This window comes from Nonomuraea turcica, assembly GCF_030718205.1.
Taxonomy (GTDB): Bacteria; Actinomycetota; Actinomycetes; order Streptosporangiales; family Streptosporangiaceae; genus Nonomuraea.
In genome coordinates this window covers 18,493-40,249 of record NZ_JAUZQF010000011.1, presented here as the reverse complement: position 1 = coordinate 40,249, position 21,757 = coordinate 18,493, and the positions used below count along the sequence as shown (strand labels likewise).

The 21,757-nt window shown below is 71.4% G+C and carries 12 protein-coding genes; 7 read left to right on the top strand and 5 right to left on the bottom strand.

Going from position 1 to position 21,757, the window contains the following annotated elements:
• The first annotated feature begins 61 nt into the window (after positions 1-61).
• From Q9G87_RS27400 to Q9G87_RS27380, 5 genes are all read left to right on the top strand, one after another.
• Positions 62-2,800 (top strand): helix-turn-helix transcriptional regulator, encoded by a 2,739-nt coding sequence (locus Q9G87_RS27400; RefSeq protein ID WP_305919356.1) that lies wholly within the window; start codon positions 62-64, stop codon positions 2,798-2,800.
• An 83-nt stretch (positions 2,801-2,883) separates the two neighbouring features.
• Positions 2,884-3,723 carry an NmrA family NAD(P)-binding protein gene (locus tag Q9G87_RS27395; RefSeq protein WP_305919355.1) on the top strand — a complete coding sequence of 280 codons (840 nt, stop codon included), beginning with the start codon at positions 2,884-2,886 and terminating at the stop codon, positions 3,721-3,723.
• 34 nt (positions 3,724-3,757) lie between these two features.
• Entirely contained in the window at positions 3,758-4,558 is an 801-nt protein-coding gene (locus tag Q9G87_RS27390; protein WP_305919354.1) for an aminotransferase class IV family protein, read from the top strand.
• 163 nt (positions 4,559-4,721) lie between these two features.
• Positions 4,722-6,500 (top strand): ABC transporter ATP-binding protein, encoded by a 1,779-nt coding sequence (locus Q9G87_RS27385; RefSeq protein WP_305919353.1) that lies wholly within the window; start codon positions 4,722-4,724, stop codon positions 6,498-6,500.
• Positions 6,500-8,323 (top strand): ABC transporter ATP-binding protein, encoded by a 1,824-nt coding sequence (locus Q9G87_RS27380; protein ID WP_305919352.1) that lies wholly within the window; start codon positions 6,500-6,502, stop codon positions 8,321-8,323. The genes Q9G87_RS27385 and Q9G87_RS27380 overlap by 1 nt, the downstream gene beginning before the upstream one ends.
• Before the next feature lie 60 nt (positions 8,324-8,383).
• Here Q9G87_RS27380 and Q9G87_RS27375 read toward each other — a convergent pair whose 3' ends face one another.
• Genes Q9G87_RS27375 through Q9G87_RS27365 form a run of 3 tightly spaced genes read right to left on the bottom strand, consistent with a single transcriptional unit; the run spans position 8,384 to position 12,242 of the window.
• A complete protein-coding gene (locus Q9G87_RS27375) occupies positions 8,384-8,938 on the bottom strand; it encodes a GNAT family N-acetyltransferase (protein ID WP_305919351.1) in 555 nt (184 codons plus the stop codon).
• Positions 8,939-8,949: 11 nt separating this feature from the next.
• Complete coding sequence (locus tag Q9G87_RS27370; protein ID WP_305919350.1) at positions 8,950-9,285, bottom strand: ArsR/SmtB family transcription factor; 336 nt, start codon at positions 9,283-9,285, stop codon at positions 8,950-8,952.
• Positions 9,286-9,329: 44 nt separating this feature from the next.
• Positions 9,330-12,242 (bottom strand): AfsR/SARP family transcriptional regulator, encoded by a 2,913-nt coding sequence (locus tag Q9G87_RS27365; protein WP_305919349.1) that lies wholly within the window; start codon positions 12,240-12,242, stop codon positions 9,330-9,332.
• Between the two features lie 111 nt (positions 12,243-12,353).
• Here Q9G87_RS27365 and Q9G87_RS27360 point away from each other — a divergent pair, with 111 nt between their 5' ends.
• Both Q9G87_RS27360 and Q9G87_RS27355 read left to right on the top strand, forming a co-directional pair.
• The gene (locus Q9G87_RS27360; protein WP_305919348.1) at positions 12,354-13,391 is read left to right on the top strand and encodes an ArsR/SmtB family transcription factor; all 1,038 of its coding nucleotides are present in this window, start codon (positions 12,354-12,356) and stop codon (positions 13,389-13,391) included.
• A 79-nt stretch (positions 13,392-13,470) separates the two neighbouring features.
• A complete protein-coding gene (locus Q9G87_RS27355) occupies positions 13,471-13,866 on the top strand; it encodes a YciI family protein (RefSeq protein ID WP_305919347.1) in 396 nt (131 codons plus the stop codon).
• 89 nt (positions 13,867-13,955) lie between these two features.
• On the opposite strand, the gene ligA is transcribed toward Q9G87_RS27355, so the two are convergent.
• Together ligA and Q9G87_RS27345 are read right to left on the bottom strand one after the other, a co-directional pair.
• Positions 13,956-16,019 (bottom strand): NAD-dependent DNA ligase LigA, encoded by a 2,064-nt coding sequence (ligA, locus tag Q9G87_RS27350; RefSeq protein ID WP_305919346.1) that lies wholly within the window; start codon positions 16,017-16,019, stop codon positions 13,956-13,958.
• 135 nt (positions 16,020-16,154) lie between these two features.
• The gene (locus tag Q9G87_RS27345) at positions 16,155-21,623 is read right to left on the bottom strand and encodes an ATP-binding protein (RefSeq protein ID WP_305919345.1); all 5,469 of its coding nucleotides are present in this window, start codon (positions 21,621-21,623) and stop codon (positions 16,155-16,157) included.
• Positions 21,624-21,757 lie beyond the last annotated feature (134 nt).

The window sequence follows — 21,757 nt, the reverse complement described above, 5'->3', positions numbered from 1 at the left end:
GGTCACGATGACTGAAGTCGCACGCAGACCTGCGGAGCCGGTTAGGTAAGGTCAGGGCATCATGATCGGCCGGAATGCGGAGATCGCCTTTCTGCAGAGGATGATCGCTGAGGCCGGCAGCGGCCGGGGCGGTGCCGTTGTCGTGCGTGGAGAGGCGGGCATCGGCAAATCGGCGCTGCTGGAGGAGGCCGCGCGTACGGCCGGAGACGATCTGCTGGTGCTGCGGATCACCGGCGTCGAGGCCGAGGCGGAGCTGCCCTTCGCAGCCCTGCATCTGCTCCTGAGACCGGTGCGGCACCTCGTCCCGGCACTTCCCGCGGCGCAAAGGGAAGCACTGCGCGGTGCGTTCGGCGAAGGTGAGGGTGAGGGCGAGGGTGGCGGGCCGGATCGTTTCCTGGTCGGTCTCGCCGTCCTGACCCTGCTCGCCGACCTCGCCGCCGACCGTCCGCTGCTGTGTCTCGTCGACGACGCGCAGTGGGTGGACCGTGCGTCGGTGGACGCGCTGGCGTTCGCGGCGCGCAGGCTGGGGGCCGAGCGGATTGCCATGATCTTGGCCGCTCGGGAGTCCTCCGTTCCCGGCATCCCCGAGCTGGAGCTCGCCGGGCTGGAACGGGAGGACTGCGAGACGCTGCTCGCCGACGCGGCGGCCGATCTGGTGCCGGAGGTCCGGGACCGCCTGATCGAAGAGGCAGAGGGGAATCCCCTGGCACTCCTGGAGTTCGCCGGGTCGCTCACGCCTGCGCAGCGCGCGGGGCAGCTCAGCCCGCTGCCTCTGGAACCGCCGCGGCTTCCCCTGGCCGGGCGGCTCGAGCAGTCCTTTCGCGCCGCGATCCGCCGGTTGCCCGAGCCCGCCCAGCTCCTGCTCCTGATCGCCGCAGCCGAGGACTCCGGCAGCCTGGAGCTCGTCTTGAAGGCGGCGGAGGGCTTCGGCATCGGGCTGCCTGACCTGGAGCCGGGTGAACGCGCTCAGCTGGTGCAGGTCTCCGAGGGCCGGCTGCGGTTCCGCCACCCCCTGGTCAAGGCGGCCGCGTACCACGAGGCGCCCGTCGCTCGGCGGGTGGCCACGCATCGTGCGCTGGCCGGCGCGCTCGACGGTCACGAGCACGCCGACCGCCGGGCCTGGCATCTGTCCGCGGCCGCGGTCGGACCCGATGAGGAGATCTCAGCCGTGCTGGCGACCGCCGGGGAGCGCGCCAGGCGGCGCGGCAGCCATGCCTCGGCCGCCACCGCGTACGAGCGCGCGGCGCAGCTCACCGTCGATCCGCGGCAACGGGCGCGCCGGCTGATGGCCGCCGCCGAGGCGGCCCTCGGGGCCGGCCAGCTCGCCCGGGCGGGCGCCGCGGCCGATCGCGGGCGGCGGCTGACCGGCGATGCCGCGGTGCTGGCGCGGCTGGCCGCCGTACGGGCCGCGGTCGACGCCGAACATGGCGCTCCGGCCGCGTCCACGCTGATCGAGGCCGCCTCCGGCATCGCCCGTACTGCGCCGGACGAGGCGGCGTCCCTGCTCGCGACCGCCGCGGGCGACGCCTGGTTCGCCGGCGACCACGACGCCCTGCGGCAGACCGCGGAGCTGCTGGAATCCCTCCGGCCGGGCATCGACCCCCGCCTCGCGCCCGTGGCCGCGGCAGTGCGTGGCATGGAACGGGTGGCCGCCGGAGATCCGGCCGCGGGACTACCGCTCCTGCGCGCCGCCATTCCATCGGGCCGCGTCACCGACCAGGTCGTCGGTACGTACGCGGTGTTCAGCGCGCTGATGACCGGCGACGACGACGCGGCCTGTGAGCTGGCCGCCGCGCGCGTCGGCACCTGCCGGGAACAGGGCCTGATCGGTGCACTGCCGCACGCTCTGCAGCTCCTCACGCAGGCGCGGATCCTGCGCGGACGGCATGCCGAGGCGGCCGAATCAGGCGCCGAGGCGTGGCAGATCGCGCACGACACCGGGCAGGCGGGACGGCTACGGCACCTGCATGGCATCCTCGCGCGGCTCGCCGCGATCCAAGGCGAGGACGACCGGTGCCTGCGGCTCGCCCAGCAGGCCGAAGGCGCCGCCCAGGAACGCAACGGATCGGGCTGGGGTGGCTGCGCGCTGACCCTGCTCGACCTCGTACGAGCCCGATACGAGGCGGTGGCCGAGCGGATGGCGCGGGTGCTGGCAGGCCCGCTGGGCCACACCGTGATCGTCACCTTCGCCCTACCGGACCATGTCGAGGCCTGCGCCCGCCTGGGCGTCCCGGAGCGGGCGGCCCAGGCGTTCACCCGGTTCGACGCCTGGGCGGCGGCCAGCGGCCGGCCGTGGGCGACCGCGGTCGCGTACCGGTGCCGCGCGCTGCTCGCCCCTCGCGAGGAGGCCGAGGCGCAGTACATGGCGGCGCTCGACTGGCACGCCCGCGGTGGGCGGGTGTTCGAGCAGGCCAGGACGGAGTTGTTGTACGGCGAATGGCTGCGCCGGGCGCGGCGGCGCTCCGACGCCGGGGTGCAGTTGCGTTCCGCGATGAGCCGGTTCGCGGCGATGAGCGCCGTCCCCTGGGCCGAGCGGGCCCGTGCGGAGCTGGCCGCGGCAGGAGCCCGCGCCGACCTGCCGGAGCTCGGCGTCGCGCCGAACCCGCTCGACGCACTCACTCCTCAGGAACTGCAGGTCGTACGGCTTGCCGCGACCGGCGCCACGAACCGGCAGATCGGCGCCCAACTGTTCCTGAGTCCGCGGACGGTCGGATTCCACCTCTACAAGGCGTTCCCGAAGCTGGGCGTCTCCTCGCGCGCCGACCTGTCGGGCATCGATTTCGGCAGTGCCCAACCTTAGGAGCGCCGTGGATCGGGGCATCGCGCATCGCGGCCGCGTTGATCTACCCTGGCGGTCGGGTTCGTTGCGGCACGGAGGTTCGTATGATCTTGGTGGCAGGTGCGACAGGGAACGTGGGTTCCGAGCTGGTCGGCGCGCTGACCTCGGCCGGCCGGCAGGTCCGGGCGCTCGTCCGTGACCCGCGCGGCCACGCGCTGCCACCCGGCGCCGAGCCCGTGACCGGCGACTTGAACAGGCCCGAAAGCCTGGTCGAAGCGCTCGACGGCGTCGACGGGCTGTTCCTCCTGTCGGGCTATGCGGACATGCCTGGCCTGCTCGCCCGGGCACGTAAGGCCGGGGTGCGCCACGTCGTCCTCCTGAGCGGCGGCTCGGCCGCGCTGGAGGACCTCGGCAACGCCGTCTCCCGTTACATGACGCTCTCGGAGCGGGCCGTGCGGGAGTCGGCTTTGTCCTGGACCATGTTGCGGCCCAGGTCGTTCATGTCGAACGCGCTGCGCTGGCTGCCGCAGCTCGCGGCCGGCGACGTGGTGCGGGTGCCGTTCGCCGAGGTGCCGGTCGCGGCCGTCGACCCGTACGACATCGCGGCCGTCGCGGCCCATGCGCTGATGAGTGACGGCGAGGAGGACCGGATCTACGAGCTGACCGGCCCGCGCGCGTTGCTGCCCGCCGACCAGGTCGCCGTCCTCGGCCGGGTGCTCGGCCGGGACCTGCGGTGCGAAGGGCTGACGAACAGCGAGGCGCGGGCGGAGATGGAGGCGGGCATGCCGGTCGAGTACGTCGACGCGTTCTTCCAGTTCTTCGTGGACGGCACGCTCGACGAGTCCGAGGTGCACCCGACGGTGCAGGACGTGCTCGGACGGCCGCCGCGTACGTTCGAGGAATGGGCGCATGCACACGCCGACGCCTTCCGCATGGCAGATTGACCTTCATATCGGTGTGAAGCTTTAGCGTCGTCCCATGACATATGTGGTGCACCGCAACGGCCGCGCGGCGACGGCCGAGGAGTTGGGGCCGCTCGCCTTCGCGGGCTACGCGCATTTCACCGCCATGCAAGTGCGCGGAGGCCAGGTGCGGGGCCTGGACCTCCACCTGGAGCGGTTGCGGTCCGCTTCCGTCGAGTTGTTCGGCCGGGCGTTGCCCGATGAGCGGGTGCGGGCCTGTCTCCGGGCGGCACTGCAGGCCGGCCCGGCCGACGTGTCGCTGACGGCCACCGCGTACTCCCCGGCCGGCGAGTTCACCTCGGCAGGGGCTGAGGTGGAGCCCGAACTGCTGATTCGTACGGGGCCGGCCGCGTCAGGCCCGCGAGGGCCGCTCGCGCTGGCGGCGGTCGAACACGAACGGTTCCTCCCGGCGGTGAAGCACGTCGGCGAGGGCGCCAAGACGTACTTTCTCCGGCAGGCCGTCCGCCAGGGGTTCGACGACGCCGCCTTCGTCGACCGCCGGGGCCGGCTCAGCGAGGGCTCGATCTGGAACCTGGCCTTCTGGGACGGCGCCGCGGTCGTCTGGCCGGAGGCCGAGATGCTGGGCGGCATCACGATGGCCATCGTGCGCCGACAGCTCGATCGCCTCGGTGTGCCCCAGCGCGCCCAGCAGGTCACGGTGTCCGACCTGCCCGCGCTGGCCGGGGCTGTGGTCATGAACTCATGGACGCCGGGAGTGGCGGTCCATCGGATCGGCTCCGTGTCCTTGCCTGAAGCGCCGGCGTTCGTACAGCTGCTGCACCGGGCCTATCAGGCCGAACCGCTCACCGCGCCGTAACTGGTCACCCACAGGCCCGGGGGAAAACCGTTGGGAAACTGTCGGTGGGCGGTGATAGAAAGCGGGGTCGAAGTTTCGCCGAACCGCATCGGGGGCGGTGCCCGTGACTACCAGCACGTCAGAGTTCTCCGTTTCCGGGCCACGATATAGCCGGCGTGGTCCGGTGCGCTGGCTCTGGTCCCATCTGCGGCGTCATCCGCTCTACCTCGTCGGGTTCCTCGGCGGGTCGGTGGTCATGACGGTGCTCAACGCCATGGTGCCGCAGCTCACCGGCGACGCCTTCGACGCCGTGCTGGGGGAGCGGGGCCGGCCGATGGACGCGCTCGGGCTCATCGCGCTGGCGTTGCTGGCGATCGTGATCGCCCGAGGGGTGTTCGACCTCGTCGCGCGGATGTCCAGCGAGGTCCTCGCCAAGCGGCTGGAGCGGGACGCGCGCGACGAGCTCTACGTGAGCCTGCTGGGCAAGAGCCAGACGTTCCACAACCGGCAGCGGGTCGGGGACCTGATGGCGCGGGCCGCCAACGACATCCGGCAACTGTCCATCATGATCACGCCGGGCGTCGATCTGATCGTGGACTCGGGTCTCACCGGGATCGTGCCGCTGTTCTTCATCGCCGCCATCGACCCGCGGCTGCTGCTGGCACCGGGCGTCTTCGCGGTCGTCTTCGCGGTCGCGCTCTGGCACTACATGAGGCAGCTCAACCCCGTGGCGACCCGGATGCGGGAGGAGTTCGGGGATCTCAACGCCGGGCTCAACCAGGCGGTGCGGGGCATTGAGGTGATCAAGGTGACCGCGCAGGAAGGGCAGGAGCGGCGACGCTTCCGTGCCAACGCGCGGCGCTATCGGGACTCGTTCGTACGCAACGGGCTCGTGCAGGCCCGCTACCTGCCCACCTTGCTGTTCTCCTTCGCGATGGCCGGGGCGTTGTGGCACGGGCTCTACCTCCAAGGCATCGGGGCGATCACCCTCGGAGAGCTCGTCGCGTTCATGGGGCTCATGGGGATGCTCGGGTTCCCCACGCAGATGTCGCTCTTCACGTTCTCGTTGATCCAGATCGGGATCGTGTCCTCGCGCAGGATCCTCAGCATCGTCACCGGGGAGAGCGAGATCGAGCAGCGGGTGGACGGGCATGCCGCGCCGATCACCGGGGAGATCGTCTTCGAGGACGTCACCTTCGGCTACCAGGAGGACGGCGAGCCCGTGCTGCGTGGGCTCACCTTCACCGTGCGGCCGGGGGAGACGGTGGCGATCGTCGGGGAGACCGGGTCGGGGAAGAGCACGCTGACGAAGCTGGTTCCGCGGATCTACGACGTCACGGGCGGCCGGATTCTGGTCGACGGTGTCGACGTGCGGGACTGGGATCTGGATTCGCTGCGGTCGCAGATCTCCACGATCGAGCAGGACATCGTGCTGTTCTCGCGGTCCGTGTCCGAGAACATCGCCTTCAGCCTGGGGCAGCGGGCCGATCATGACGCGGTGGTCAGGGCGGCGGAGGACGCTCAGGCGGCCGAGTTCATCGGCGAGCTCGACGAGGGATACGACACCGTGATCGGGGAGCGGGGGGTCACCCTGTCCGGTGGGCAGCGGCAGCGGCTGGCCATCGCTCGGGCCCTGCTGACCGATCCGGCGATTCTGGTCCTGGACGACTCCACCAGCGCCATCGACTCGGCGACGGAAGACAAGATTCAGCAGGCCATCGGCCGCATCCTCGAAGGCCGGACGACGCTGCTGATCACTCATCGGCTCTCCCAGATTCGGTGGGCGGACAAGGTGTTGTTGCTCAGGAGGGGCCAGGTCGTCGACTTCGGCACGCATGACGAGCTGATCGCGCGAAGCCGCCTCTACCGGCGGGTCTTCGCCCATTACGACGAGGTCGAGATGGGTGATGAGGTTGCGGAGGCCGAGCCGTCCATGGCCGGCGAGCAGGGAGGGGTGCGCTGATGGGCTTCCTCATGGACGGCCTGGACGCCGAGGACTACGACCGGACATACAACGACCGTGACCTGCTGCGGCGCATCTTGTCCTACTTCCGGCCGAAGCTGGGGGCGATGGTCCTCGTCGCCACGATGATCGTGCTGATGTCGGCCAGTCAGGCGGCCATACCGGCGTTGGGCAGCCTGGCGGTCGACGCGATCGCGAATGGCACGATCGGCCAGGTGGGATGGATGCTCACGGCGGGGATCCTCGGCACCGGCGCGCTCTCCTGGGTGGTCAACTTCGTGCGGCAGAAATACAGCGCGCAGGTCACCGGGGATGTCGTGCTGCGCCTGCGGGAGGACGCGTTCGACGCGGTGCTGGAGCGGGACCTGTCGTTTTACGACGAGACACCGTCGGGGAAGATCGTCAGCCGGGTGACGTCCGACACCGACGACTTCGCCGCCGTGTCCACACTGACGATGGACCTGATCAGCCAGGTGCTGATGGTGGGGTTCGTCACGGTGCTGCTGTTCGTGCGGAGCGTGGAGCTGGCTCTGCTGACGTTGCTGGTGGTGCCGATCGTGGTGGCACTGGCGCTGGTGTTCCGGCGGATGGCCAGGGCCAGCACGCGCAGGGCGCAGCGGTCGCTGAGCCGGGTCAATGCGAACCTCCAGGAGACCATGGGCGGGATCGCGGTGGCCAAGAACTTCCGGCAGGAGCGGCAGGTCTACGAGGAGTTCCGGCCCATCAACCGGCAGAGCTATCAGGTGACGCTCCGGCAGGGGTTCGTCTTCTCCACCATCTTCCCCGTGCTGTTCACAGTGGCTGGGCTCGCGACGGTCGTCCTCGTTCAGCTGGGCGGGGAAACGGTGCTGGCGGGTGGGTTGTCCGCTGGTGATTGGTACCTGTTCCTGCAGGGGGTCGCCCTCTTCTGGTTCCCGTTGACGTCCATTGCCGCGTTCTGGTCGCAGTTCCAGCAGGGGTTGTCGGCGTCCGAGCGGGTCTTCGCGCTGATCGACGCGCCCCCCAGGGTGGTGCAGAACGATCCGCGGCCGGCCGAGAAGCTGGCGGGGCGCATCGAGTTCAAGGGCGTCACGTTCGGCTACGATCCCGGCAATCCCGTGCTGCGTGACTTCGACCTGGTCATCGAGGCCGGGGAGACGGTGGCGCTCGTGGGGCACACCGGAGCCGGCAAGTCGACGCTCAGCAAGCTGATCACCCGCTTCTACGAGTTCCAGGAAGGGCGGCTGCTGCTCGACGAACAGGACATCCGCGGCCTGGAGCTGGGGAGCTATCGCCGGCAGATCGGCGCGGTGCCCCAGGCTCCGTTCCTGTTCAGCGGCACCGTCGCCGACAACATCCGCTATCCGCGGCCGGAGGCCACCGATGAGGAGGTGCGTGCGGCGGCGGCCGCCGTGGGCGGTGGCGACTGGATCGACGCCCTGCCCCATGGGCTGGAGACCGATGTGGGGGAGCACGGGCGGGCTCTGTCCATGGGGCAACGGCAGCTCGTCGCGCTGGCCCGGCTGCTCATCCAGGACCCGGCGATCGTGGTGCTGGACGAGGCCACCGCCAGCGTGGACCCGCTGACCGAGGCGCAGATCCAGGAAGGGCTGGACCTGGTGCTGGCCGGGCGCACCTCGATCGTCATCGCGCATCGGCTGTCCACGATCGAGCACGTCGACCGGATCATCGTGCTCGATCACGGGCGGATCGTGGAGGAAGGTGATCACGGGACGTTGCTGGCGCGTGGAGGGCGCTACTGCGAGGTCTACAACACCTACTTCCGGCATCAGTCGCCGAACTACCGGGCCGGGACGGGGTTCGTGTCGGTCGGCGGCGACTGAGACGGCGCTGGCCCTGCCGCTCGCCCCGCGGGCCCGCGCCTCAGCAGGCGGGCCCGCGCCTCAGCCAGCGGTGCTGCGTCGTTCCACGAGGACGACGTCGCGCCAGCGGCCGTGGTGGCGGCCGATGCGCTCGCGGGTGCCCACGACGCGAAAGCCGAGCGCCCGGTGCAATGCGAGGCTGGCCGCGTTCTCCGGGAAGATGCCCGACTGGATGGTCCACACGCCGGCGTCCTCGCAGGCCACGATGAACGTCGTCAGCAACGCTGTGCCGATGCCGTGCGCCTGGCAGCCGGGATGCACGTAGACGCTGTGCTCGACCACGCCCGCGTACACCGGCCGCGCCGACACCGCCGAGCCGGCCACCCACCCCACGACCTGGCCGGTTCCGGTGTCGGCCGCCACATACCGCAGGTGCGGCAGTCGCGCCGCGGTGAACCCCTCCCAGCTCGGCGCCGTCGTCTCGAAACTGGCCTGCCCGGTGTCCAGCCCGGCCTGATAGATGGCCAGCACCTGGGCGGCGTCCGCATCGCGCATGGGCCGGATCTCCAGCCCGGGACCGGCGGCGGCCCGTCCGGCCAGGCTCGAGTAGCGATCGATGATCTCGTCGTGCGCCATCACGGTCCCCTTCACTCGCAGGTGGGCGCGGCCGGCACCGGGTTGCCCATGACCACGTCGGCGGCGGTCGGGAAGCAGCTCACGCAGGCCTCGTTGATCCGGTACAGGCTGGAGGTGCCCTGTCGTTCGACCAGCACGAACCGCACCTCGGTCAGGATCTTCAGGTGATGCGACACCGTGGACTGCCCCACCCCGGAGGCGGCCACGATCTCACCCACGCTCATCGGCGTCCGCCGCCGCGCCAGCAGCGACACGATCTGGATCCGCGTCGCATCCGCCAGCGCCTTGAACCAGCCGGCGTACTCCTCGGCCTCGGCCCGCGCCAAAGGCCCCTCTTGACTGTCCATCGATAATCGACGATAGACGATTAAGGGTCGATGGGGAAGGCCCGTCAGAAAACCCGCAGGGACGGGACTCCCGCGTCGACGTCGGAGTCGACGGCGCCGATGGAGGCGAGGAGCTCGCCCAGCCGGGCACGCGCCGCGGCGGCCGCCGTCTCGCAGCCCCGTTCGCTGTGCGCCACGGCCGCCTGGCGTAGGGCGCGGGCCTGCCACAGGGGCGAGTCGATGAACTGCGCCAGCCGCTCGGCCCGCTCGAACCTGTGCAGCGCTGCCTCGTAGTCGCCGCGCGACCTGCTGACCGCGCCGAGCGCCAGCCACGCCTTGGCCTCGATCAGCGGCGCGTCCACCGCACTCGCCAGTTCGATGGCCTGATGGAGGTACTCCTCGCCCGCGGCGTACCGGCGCCGCTCAAGATGCACATAGCCGAGGCCGTAGCGGGCGAAGGCCTCGCACCGCAGATCCTCGAGCTCGGTGACGGTGGACAGCAGGTCGGTGAACGCCTGCTCCGCCTCGTGCAGCCGCCCCGAGGTGAGGAGTAGCTCGCCGATCCGGTAGCCGACCTCCGGATGGGTGAGCTGGTCGGCGGCGACGGTCTCGTCCTGGAACGGGCGGGCGTGGCCGACGTCTAGGAGGAGCTGGCCGAGCAGGCGCAGCACGAGGACCTCCGCGCGCGCGTCACCGGCCTGGCGGAGCGCGTCGAGCGCCTGACCGCACCGTTCGACCGCCTCGGCGTACCGGCCGCGCATGCCTGCCATGAACCCGGCCACCGTGCTCGCCAACCCCCAGCCGTGCCGGTCGCCGCAGCGTTCGAAGAGCTCCAGGGCCTCCTCGATGGCCGCGCCGGCCGGCCGGTAGCGATGCCGGTACGCCTCCCGCAGGGCGGTCCCGGTGAGCAGGGCCGCGGAGCCACGGGTGTTGTTCGCCGCGCGGGTGGCGCTGAGCGCGACCTGGTGCGTCTCCTGCCAGTCGTCGTAGTGCCCTCGGGTCTGGAACAACGACACCGCGCTCACGGTCAGGTCCCAGCACAGCTCGTCGAGGCCCAGCGCGGCGGCCTGGCTGACGGCGGCGACGATGTTCGGGCGCTCGGTGTCGTACCAGGTCAGGGGATCGCTATCGACGAGGTCCACGCCCGGGGGCTGCCAGCGGGCGGCCGTGCCGTGCAGGGCCGCGTGATCGCCGTACGCCGTCCGGTGCGCCCGCTCGACCAGCGCCAGCCAGCCGCCGAGCACGCGGGGGACGGACTCGGCCCCGCCGAGCTCGCGGGCATGGGCCCGGACCAGGTCGTGCAGGCGGTAACGCTGGGGCCCGGCCACGTGCAGGAGCTGGGCGTCGACCAGGCTGTCCACCAGGTCCGGTGTACCGTCCACGGCCAGGGCGGTCCAGGCGGGGATCTCCGGGGTGTCGGTGTGGGCCAGCGCGGACAGCAGCCGGAGCGCGGCCGGGTCGAGCCCATCGGCGGCCAGCGCGATGGCGCCGCGCACCGCCAGGTCGCCGAGCTCCTCGAGTCGTTGCCGTTCGTCCCTGAGCCGCTTCATCAGGTGGGCGACCTGCCAGTGGGGGTGGCCGGCCAGCGTGGCGCCGGTGATCCTGAGCGCCAGCGGGAGGTTCTCGCACAGCCCGACGAGCTCGTGTGCGGCCTGCGGCTCGGCCGACAGCCGCTCCGTGCCGGCGAGCCTGGCGAGGAAGCGCATGGCCTGGATCGGCTCCAGCTCCTCCAGCTCCAGGCGGCCGGTGCTGGGCAGGATGGCCAGCTTGGATCGGCTGGTGACCAGTACGGCGCACTCCGCGCCGCCCGGGAGGAGGGGACGCACCTGCGCCTCGTTGACCGCGTCGTCCAGCACGATGAGGACCCGCCTGCTCGCCAGGCACTCCCTGAACCTGGCCGCGCGTTCGTTCACACCGTCGGGGAGGTCGTGGGACGGCTCGCCGAGCGCCCGCAGGAAATGAGCGAGCACCTCGCCGGCCGCCACGGGGCGATCGTGAATGGTACGCAGCCGGGCGAACAGCCGGCCGTCGGGGAAACGTTCTCGCAGGCGGTGGGCGACGTGGACGGCAAGGGTGGTCTTGCCCACCCCGGCCCTGCCCGCCACGACGATGACGGGCGTGGCGTGCCCGGGGTCGGGCCGCAGGACCGCCTCCAGCGCGGACCGGGCCTCTTCGCGCCCGGCGAAGTCGGGCACGTCCGAGGGCAGCTGGTCCGGGCGCATGTCGAGGTCGAGTGTCGGGTCGTCGGCGAGTATGGCCTGCTCCAGCCGCTGCAGCCGGCGCCCTGGCTCGAGGCCGAGGTCTTCGATGAAGATCGCCCTGGCGTTCTGGTAGAGCGCCAGCGCCTCCGTCTTGGCGCCGCACCGGTAGAGGGCGAGCATCCGCAGCTCCCAGAACCGCTCGAGCAGCGGATGCTCCTCGGTCAGCTCGGTCAGCTCGGGAAGCAGCTCACGGTGCCGGCCGAGCCGCAACTCCAGCTCCAGGCATTCCTCGTGGACGGCCATGCGAGCCTCGCGCATGCGGGCTTTCTCCGCTTCCAGCCCCACGGCGTTGACGTCGGCCAGGATGGGGCCCCGCCACAGCTCCAGCCCGCGGCGCAGCGACATGACGGCCTGCCGATCCATGCCGTAGGCGGCCGCCCGGCGGCCTTCCTTGACGTGCTCGACGTACTCCAGCAGGTCGAGCGTGTCCGGACCGGCTTCGAGGAGGTAGCCGCCCGGCCTGGTCCTGATCACGTCGGGGCAACCGGCCGCGGTCAGCGTTCGGCGCAGCCGTCCCACGGTGTTCTGGATCAGCCGGCGTGCCGACTCGGGAGCCTGATCCGGGAAGACGGCGTCGACCAGTTGCCCCACGGTGACCGTGTCGTTGGCGCGGAGCAGCATGAGCGCGAGCACCTCCCGCTGCCGGCTCCCCAGGCCGACCACGTGCCCGTCCGCGGTGATCTCCACGACGCCGAGCACCCGGAACCGTGCGGCCATCTGGTCGCCCCTCACGCCTTCCCAACACTTTGCTGATAATCGTGTCGCGTCCGTGACAGCGCGTCTACTCTCTGAGACCACAGCTTAAAAGCCCAGCATGAGGCGACAGAGATGTTGCGGATTCACTTCACGAGCGATGATCTCGTTCGGACTCGAATCGTCCCGGCGGCCGACCCGCTGTGGGAGGTCGCGCTGAGCATCTGCCGGTTGGCGGGGCGCAAGGGCAGGACGGTGTTCGGCGCGTGGCGGGACCAGGCCCGGCACAACCTCGCCAAGGCGGACGCCCTGGCCACGGCGCGCCGCGTCCTCGCGCCGCTCTACCAAGGCACCTCCCTCTACATGCCCGACTTCCTCACTCCCGCTGACGCGGCTCTCGGACTGGACGCCGGAGTGGACGCCGTGCTGAGCACGCCGCGGCCGTTCCTCCGGCAGGAACTCGACAAGCTGGCGGGCCTGGCGAGGACGCCGTCATGGGCCTGGGGGCTGGCCGACGGGCGCAAGGACGCCTTCCACGAGCTGCGGCACGGCCTGTATGCGTACTTCGAGGCCGCTCTCCGCCCGCACTGGTCGAACATTCAGGGCATGGTGGACGCCGATCGGGCCATGCGCGGGCGCGCCTACCTGGACGGCGGGGTCGGGGCCATGCTGGAGACCTTCCGGCCGGCCATGCGATGGGAGTCGCCCGTGCTGACGGTGGTGGATCACCCGGTGGACCGGGACGTGCATCTCGAGGGGCGAGGGCTGGTGCTGATCCCGTCGTACTTCTGCTGGGGCGCGCCCGTGCCCCTGGCGGACCCCGAACTGCCGCAGGTCCTGGTCTACCCGATCCAGCGGGATCACCTGCTGGGCGTGCCGAAGGATCCCTCCGACGACCCGGGCACCCCCGTCGGGCGGTTGCTCGGCTCCACTCGGGCCGGGATCCTGCGTGCCACCGTGAACGGGGCGACGACCGGTGAGCTGGCGCGGCTCCACGAGATCTCCGCCTCCGCGGCCAGCCAGCACACGCAGGTGCTGCGGGAGGCCGGGCTGATCGTCAGCCGGCGAATGGGCCCCAACGTGATCCACACCGCCACGCCGCTGGGCCGGGCCTTGCTGATGGGCGGCTCCCAGGTTCACCAGCGTTTCGGAGGGCGGCGCCCGCGTTCGTGATTTCCGGCGGGTCGATGTCGACTCCCGGCCGCGGGCTCCGACCACTGGTCAAAGGCACTACGAACGTGAAGGAACCCACGTGCGTTACCTGCTGATGATCTACACCGTCGCCCAGACCTGGGGCCGCCCCGCCTTCCTGCGTACCCCTGAGGCGCTCGCCCTGCGGGAGGAAGGGCGCGCCGAACTGGCCGCGCAGGTCGAGGCCCTGATCCAGGAGATCGTCGAGTCCGGCGAGCTGATCGGCGGCGAAGCCCTGGCCGACCCGGTGACGAGCAAGACCATCCGGGTACGCGGCGGCGCGCCCGTGGCCACGGACGGCCCGTTCGCCGCGGCAGGAGAGCACCTTGCCGGCTACGTCGTCGTCGACTGCGAGAGCACGGAACGGGCGATAGAGATCGCGGCGCGGTTCCCCGACGCTCGTTTCGCGGCCGTGGAAGTCCGTCCCGTCATGAGCTCCTCCGGGGAGGAAATGTGAGCCCCTGACAGCACGACTGCCCGCCAGCAGTCAACCGGCGACGGCCATGCACTTGAACGCAGCGAGCGACGATCGTGTCGACGCTCCCGTCAGAGGAATGCGCTGACCTCGGCGGCGAACTCCTCTGGGCTGACGATCCGGACCCCCAGCGTCTCCGCCTTGGCTCGCTTCGAGCCGGCCTTTTCTCCGGCCACCAGCATTGACGTCTTGGCCGACACGCTGGAGGACGCCTTGCCGCCCGCTCGTTCGATCAGCTCGTTGACCTCGTTGCGGGACAGCGACGCCAGCGGTCCGGTCATCGCGCCGGTGACCACCACCGACATCGAGGCCAGCGGCAGCCCGCTCGGGGCCGGGTCGCCTTCGGCGGGCGGCGTGGCGCCTGGTTCGGTCATGTTGACCCCCGCCTTGGCGAGCTTGTCGATGAGGGGGGCGAGCTCGATCAGCTCGGCCACCACCACCGGCGCCTTCTCCGGGCCGATGCCCTCCACCTGCTGGATCGCCTCCGCGTCGGCCGCGCGGATGGCGTCCATGGTGGCGAAGTGGCGGGCGATGCGCCGGCTCATGGACCGGCCGGTGCCGCGCACGCCCAGTGCCGCGAACACCCTGCTGAGCGGCCGGGTCTTGGCCTGCTCGATGGCCGCCAGCAGGTTGTCCGTGCTGGTCTCACCCATGCGCTCCAGATCGAGCAGTTGCTCGCGGGTCAGGGAGAACAAGTCGGCGAAGTCGGCGATCAGCCCGGCGTCGAGGAACTGCTGGATGCGGTTGTCCGCCAGCCCTTCGATGTCGAGCTGGTCGCGGCCGACCGCGTAGATGATGGACGCGATCGCGCGGCAGGCGCGGCCGCGCACGCACCGCCAGCGCTCCTGCGAGCTGTCGATCGCGTCCCCGCAGGACGGGCAGGCCTGGGGGATCGGAATCGGCTGCTCGTCGCCGGTGCGCAGGTGCACGACCGGCGCCTCGACGCGGGGGATCACGTCGCCCGCCTTGTAGACGGTCACGCTGTCGCCGAGCATCAGGCCGCGGCGGGTGATGTCGGCGACGTTGTGCAAGGTGGCGTAGGTGACGATGCTGCCGTCCAGCTCGACCGGCTTCAGCACGGCGCGCGGGGCGATGACGCCGGTGCGGCCGGTGTTCCACTCCACGCCGAGCAGCTTGGTGATCTTCTCGGTGGCGGGCAGCTTGTAGGCGATCGCCCAGCGCGGCGCCCGCGAGCTGAACCCGGCCTCCGCCTGGTCGGTCGCCAGATCGCACTTGATGACGATGCCGTCGATGCCGAACGGCAGCTCGGGGCGGGCGGCGGCGATCTCCCCGATGCGCTCCTGCACCCGCTCCAGCGTCTCGGCCACGATCCCCGCAACGGGCGTGGCGGCCGTGGTCTGCACGCCCTGACCGGCGACCCAGTCCATGATCTGGCTGTGCGGCCACTCGCGCAGGCCCACGGCCAGGTCGGAGTGGTCGTCCGGCGGCGGCACGACTCCGTAGCCGAAGAACGTCAGCTCGCACACGTAGGGCCGCTCCCGCGTGCGCAGCGTGCCCGCGGCCGCGCTGCGCGGGTTGGCGAACGTGGTGCCGTCGTGCGCCTGCCGCTTGGCGCAGGCGTCCTCGAACTGCGAGGCGGTCATCATGACCTCGCCGCGCAGCTCCACCGTGACCGCGTCGGCCAGCCGGTCCGGCAGGCCGACGATGGTGCCGATGGCGTGCGAGACGTCCTCGCCCGCGCTGCCGTCGCCACGCGTGACCAGCTGGGCCAGCCGGCCGTTGCGGTAACGGGCCGAGATCGCCAGCCCGTCCAGCTTGGGCTCCACACTCCACACCGTGACCGCCCGGCCGAGCCTGCGCTCGAGCGCGGCCGCCCAGTCCGCCAGCTTCTCGGCGCTGAACACGTTGTCCAGGCTGAGCATCGGCACCGTGTGCGGCACGTCGCCCACGACGGCTCCGCCGGCCACCTTCCCCGTGGGCGAGGACGGCAGGACCGACTCGGGGTGCTCCTCCTCGTAGGCCTGGATGCCGCGGACCAGCCGGTCGTAGGCGTCGTCGTCGAGCGTGGAGGTGCCGTCGCCGTAGTAGGCCGCGGCGGAGTCCACGGCCAGCTGCACGGCCTCGGCGTAGGCCGTGTCGTCGGCCAGGACGGTGATGGGCGGCGTCTCGGTCATGACCCCATCATGCCGGGAGCCACCGACATTTCCAGGTCCGGCAAACCGTCCCCTGGACTGCGGCCGACACCGACATTTCCGCCTCGCAATCCGGGGCCTGCGCTGCGTTCCGTGCGGCCGTCCGCCACTCGCGCGTCACGGTCGGCGCAGGCGGCCCTCGATGGCCTCGATGATGCGTGGGCGCAGTTCGGCGGCCCGGATGACGGCGTCCACGGAGCCGACCTCGACCGCGCGCTGGATGTTGTGCACGCGATCGAACTCCATCGCCACCTCACCGAGCTTCTCCGCGCGGACCGACGAGCGAAGCTCGTCGAGCTCCGCGGTCAACGCGGCGCGGTCGGCGCCGGAGGCGGCCGCGACGCGGGCCTCCATGTCCACCACCCGCGAGTCGGCCGCGGTGCGGGCGTTGACGTCGCCGGCGAACACCACCGCGGCGGCCGGGGCGCCGCCGAGCACCGACGCGAACGAGCCTTCCAGCGCGAGCACGGTCATGTTCGGGTTGAGCGCCTTCGAGAACACCACGAACGCTCCGCCGTGGTAGCGCGAGATGACGCAGAACACGATGGGCCCGCGGAAGTTCACGATCGCGCGGCCGATCTCGGCGCCGTACTCCAGCTGCAGCTTCCGCATCGACTCCGGCGAGCCGTCGAAGCCGGAAAGGTTCGCCAGCACCACCAGCGGCCGGTTGCCGCTGGCCGCGTTGATCGCCCGCGCGGCCTTCTTCGACGAGCGCGGGAAGAACGTGCCCGCGGTGTAGGTGTCCGGGCCGTCGGTGGGCGGGAAGCCGCGCCGCGGCACCGCCCGTGACTCGATGCCGAGCAGGCACACCGGCATCCCGCCGAGATGCACGTCCTGCACCACTGCGGTCTCCGCGTCGGCCATGCCCCTCCAGCGTTCCAGCACCGGATGGTCCTGGTCGGAGAGCGCCCGCATCACGGTCCGGATGTCGAACGGCTTCTTGCGGTCCGGGTTGGCCGTCGCGGAGAAGATCTCGCCGACGGTGGTGAAGTCGCTGTCCGCCATCGCATGCGGGAAGTCGGAGATGTCGCGGTCGACGGGGTCGGTCGTCGTCGCCCGCCGCGGCCCTTCTTCGCCCGGTGCGACGTACGTGTGGTCGTAGTACGACATCAGCAGGTCGCGCGCGGCGGTCAGGTTCGGCGCCCAGTATTGTGCCTGGCCGTTCGGGCCCATCACCCGGTCGTAGCCGCCGATGCCGAAGTTGTCCTCGGCCGACACGCCGCCGGAGAAGTCGAGCGACTGCTTGCCGGTGAGCACCATCGCCGAGTCGGGCGTCATCACCAGGATGCCCTTGGTGTGCATGAGCATCGTCGCCTCGGCGTTCCAGTAAGGCTGCGCGCCGACGTTGATGCCCGCGACCACGATGTTGATCTCGCCGCCGTCCTGGGTGAACTCGACGATCCGCTTGAGCGCAGCGGCCACCCAGTCCATGTTCTCGGTGCCCGACGTCATGGAGATCCGTGCGCCGGCGGACAGCGCGTACCACTCCAGCGGCACTTGCATACGCTCGGCCAGGTCCAGCGCGGCGATCACGCGACGGCATTCGGGCTCCGATAGCGCGCCGAGCGACTTCGTCGGGTCGCCGAGCAGCACGACCCTGGTGAGGCCCTGCGGGTGCCGCCGGGTCCGAGTGGTGACCACGCCCGCGACGAGCGCCGCGGTGTTGTGCCCCTTCGGCCGGTCGACCGGCACCAGCACGTGGTCGTCGTCGAGGTCGTGCTCGACGAAGTAGCCGAGCAGGCTGGTCAGCTCGTAGGGGTAGACCGTGTTGCGGCTGCTCGCGCGCAGCACCTTCTGCCGGTAGTCGTCGAGCGGCTCGACCGGCTCGTCCGACGGCTCGCCGATGGTCAGCTCGGCTCCGCCGGTGGCGTCGAAGGCGATCCGCACCGCGATCTTGGTGAGCTCGCCGGTCGTCCTGTCGCGCTGCCGCGCGATGAACAGGATCTCCTCCAGCCCGGCGCCCGCGGTCGTCGGCCGCACGCGCCTGGCGATCATCTCCATCTCCGCGCGGGTGAGGTCGCTCGGCGGCCAGACGTAGACCACGATCCGGTTGGTGTTGAAGCGTTTGTTCGTCGGCCGCCGCGACTGCGCGCGGCGGATCGAGTCGAGGCAGGTGGCGATGGTGTCCTCGGCCGCCGGCAGGGCGACCAGCCTGCCGTCGTGCTCGCGCAGCTCGGTCAGGTCGCGCAACTGCGCGAACGCGACGAGGCGGTCGTCGGACGGGTTGTCCCGCGCCACGCACTGGAAGAGGTAGACCTCCTCGTCCGACGACGGCAGCCGGGTGAGGTCGAACTTGTTGAGCCGCTCCAGCTGCATCCGCTGCGCGATGTACGGGTGTAGGCCGCGGATCAGCCGCTCCTCGGTCATCCCGGTGGCCGACGGGCGGAAGGTGAAGTGGTGGTGCATGACCGCGCCGCCGCTGCCCGCGATGGTGGCGGTGAGCCTGCGGATCTGGGGCGGCAGCGGGTGCGCGCTGATGACCTCGTGCAGCGCGGCCGCCATCGCGTCGGAGTCCTCAGGCTGGTGCTCCCAGGCGAGATAGATGTCGGCGTCGATGGCGTCCTCGCCGTCGGCCAGGCCCGCGAGCCCGCGCAGCGCGCCGCCGAGTGCTTCGAAGCTCACCGCGGAGGAGACCACGCAGGAGCCCGCGCGCTCGGCGATGACGAACCTGCAGCCCGCGACCTCGCTGGTGCGGACGGCGGTGAGACCCTTGTTGCCGTAGTAGCGCCGGGTCAGCACCTCCAGCATGACCGCGTTGTCCAGGTCGTCGCGGGTGAGCCGCTGGCCGAGCAGCCGCACCAGCGGCTCGGTGGTGCGTACCATCTCGGCGATGCGCTCGGCGCGGTCCGGCGCGTCCGGGTGCGCGTCCAGGTGGCGCAGGTGCTTGCGGACGCGGGCGTAGACGCGGGCGCGGTTGCGGCGCAGCAGCGGCTGCGCGAACCAGGCGTACACCACGCCGCGCGCGAGGTCGGAGACCACGGGGAAACGGACCTGCGTCGCGGACAGCAGCCGCTCCAGCGCCAGGCCGGCGGGCTCGCGCAGCGTCTCGTCCGGCGGCGGCTCGCGCAGCCATGCGCGCAGCAACGTCGCGACGACCGCGGCGTCGGCGGACGCGCGTTGCTGGGCGAGGAAGATCCGGAACACCGCGGCCTCGAGCTCGGGGGAGCGCTCCAGCTCGGTGACGCCGTAGTGGCCGAGCGCCTTGGCGAGCTTGGCCTGGAACGACTCCGGCAGCCCGGCCCGCTCGACGTCGAGGCTCTGCAGGTAGGTGTGGAAGTATTCGCGGGCGCTGTGGACGTGCTCGTCACCGCCGCCGTCCTCGCCCGCCGGTCGGTTGCGGCTCAGCTCGGCCAGGTCGGCGAACGCGTCGATGAGTGCGAGCTCCTCGGCCAGCGGCCGGTGACCGTCCTTGCCGGCCTCCTTGCGCGCGGCGAGGTAGTCGTCGAGCACCCGGCGGTCGTCGTGCGGGTCGACGTCGAAGCCCAGCAGCAGGCTGCGCAGGTCCTCGTGGCCGCGCGTGGTGCGCTCGCGCGCCGAGATCCTGCCGGGCGCGGCGGGCAGGTCGAGCTCGACGGACCCGGCGGTCGTGGTGTCCTCGGCTTCGGCGTCGTCGGCGAGCGGCTCCAGCCGCAGCAGCGGTGCGCCGGTCTCCACCTGGGTGCCCACGGACACGGCACATTCCTTCAGCCGTGCCCTGAACGGCGCCCGCAGCACCGTCTCCATCTTCATGCTCTCCAGCACCAGCACCGGTGCGCCCGCCTCGACCTCGGCGCCCACCGCGAGCGGCATGGCGACGACCAGCGCGGGCGCGGGCGAGCGGACGACGCCGCCCTCGTCGCGGCTGACCCGGTGCGTCACGCCGTCCACCTCGACCAGGTGGATCGGCCCGTGCGTGCCGGTGAGCAGGCGGTAGCGGGTGCCGTTGACGCTGATCTGCCCGGTGTGCCGGTCGAAGCGGTCGAGCTCGACGTCGGCAGTGCGGACGTCGCCGCCCGCTTCGATGCCGACGCGGAAGCGGTGCGCGCCGACCCGGGCGACGCGCACGCGGTAGCCGGCGCCCCGCAGCTTCAGGTCCAGCGGCCGGCCGCTCTTGTGCTGCACCTGCGGGCGTCCGCCGAACGCCGTGGACAGCAGCCGCTGCCGCTCGACGCGTTCTTCCTCCTCGTACGCCTCGATGGCGGCGGCCGCCAGCGCGACGGCGGAGTGCCGGTGCGAGACGAGCCTGCCCTGGCCGCGGACGCGGTCGATCCAGCCGGTGTCCGCGCTGGCGTCGATCACCTCGGGCTGGTCGAGCAGGTCGAGCACGAAGCTCTTGTTCGTCGCGCCGCCTTCGATGATCACTGTGGTCTGCGCCATCGCCCGGCGCAGCCGGCCGAGAGCCTCGTCGCGGTCGCGGCCATAGGCGATGATCTTCGCGATCATCGAATCGAAGTCGGCGGGGATGGTGTCGCCCTCGCTGACGCCGGTGTCCACGCGGATGCCCGGCCCGGCGGGCAGGTCCAGCCGCGCGATGCGGCCCGGGGAGGGCGCGAAGTCGCGGTCGGGGTCTTCGGCGTTGAGCCGGGCCTCGATGGCGTGCCCGCGCTCCACCGGCGGCTCCCCTTCGAGCCTGCTGCCGGAGGCCACCCGCAGTTGCGCCTTGACCAGGTCGAACCCGGTGGTGATCTCGGTGATCGGATGCTCGACCTGCAGGCGGGTGTTGACCTCGAGGAACGCGAACAGCTTGTCGTCGGGGTGGTAGAGGAACTCGACGGTCGCCGCGCCGCGGTAACCGACGGCGACGGCCAGTCGTTCGGCCGACGCCTTGAGCTCGGCCGTCTGCACGGGGCTGAGCACTGGCGACGCCGACTCCTCGATGACCTTCTGGTTGCGCCGCTGCACCGAGCAGTCGCGGACGCCGAGTGCCCACGCGGTGCCCTCGCCGTCGGCGATCACCTGGACCTCGACGTGCCGCGCGCCGGTGACCAGGCGCTCCAGGAACACGATGCCGCTGCCGAACGCCCGTGCGGCCTCCTGGCTGGTGCGCTCGTAGGCGTCGGCGAGCTCGGCGTCGTTCGTGATCACCCGGATGCCGCGCCCGCCGCCGCCCGCCGTCGCCTTCAGCATCAGCGGGTAGCCGATCTCGGCCGCCGCCGCCAGGGCGGCGTCCAGGGTCTCGACCGCCCCGCGGCTCCACGGCGCGACCGGCACGCCGACCTCCTCGGCGATCAGCTTCGCGCCGATCTTGTCGCCGAGCTTGCGCATGGCCTCCGGGCTCGGTCCGACGAAGGTGACCCCGATCTTCTCGCACAGCTCCGCGAACGCCGGGTCCTCCGCGACGAAGCCCCAGCCGACCCACGCGGCGTCGGCCCCGGTCTCCACAAGGGCGCGCTCCAGCACCTTCAGGTCGAGGTAGGGGCGCGCGGAGGCGGGACCGAGATCGTAGGACAGGTCCGCTTCCCGGACGAAGGTCGCCGTGCGGTCGACGTCGGTGTGCAGGGCGACGGTCTCGATTCGTGTCCCGGTCTCCGCGGCGAGGTCCCGTACGGCATGGATGAGCCGCATGGCGGCCTCACCACGGTTGACGATGGCGACACGACTGAACACTCGACCGAGCCCTCCTGTAGACAACATCTGCACGCCGCGAGACGGCGCTCCCCCCAGTAGTCTCCACCTTTCCCTCTGCAAGGCCGGCGGCGCCATGTCGCAACCGTGAACGCTACGCGGCTCCAATTGTGGGA

Bases quoted from the DNA above. Each gene is read 5' to 3' on its own strand.
- Q9G87_RS27365 (WP_305919349.1), bottom strand. From the start codon at position 12,242: ATGGCCGCACGGTTCCGGGTGCTCGGCGTCGTGGAGATCACCGCGGAC.
- Q9G87_RS27395 (WP_305919355.1), top strand. From the start codon at position 2,884: ATGATCTTGGTGGCAGGTGCGACAGGGAACGTGGGTTCCGAGCTGGTC.
- Q9G87_RS27360 (WP_305919348.1), top strand. From the start codon at position 12,354: ATGTTGCGGATTCACTTCACGAGCGATGATCTCGTTCGGACTCGAATC.
- Q9G87_RS27400 (WP_305919356.1), top strand. From the start codon at position 62: ATGATCGGCCGGAATGCGGAGATCGCCTTTCTGCAGAGGATGATCGCT.
- Q9G87_RS27375 (WP_305919351.1), bottom strand. From the start codon at position 8,938: ATGGCGCACGACGAGATCATCGATCGCTACTCGAGCCTGGCCGGACGG.
- Q9G87_RS27370 (WP_305919350.1), bottom strand. From the start codon at position 9,285: ATGGACAGTCAAGAGGGGCCTTTGGCGCGGGCCGAGGCCGAGGAGTAC.
- ligA (WP_305919346.1), bottom strand. From the start codon at position 16,019: ATGACCGAGACGCCGCCCATCACCGTCCTGGCCGACGACACGGCCTAC.
- Q9G87_RS27390 (WP_305919354.1), top strand. From the start codon at position 3,758: ATGACATATGTGGTGCACCGCAACGGCCGCGCGGCGACGGCCGAGGAG.
- Q9G87_RS27380 (WP_305919352.1), top strand. From the start codon at position 6,500: ATGGGCTTCCTCATGGACGGCCTGGACGCCGAGGACTACGACCGGACA.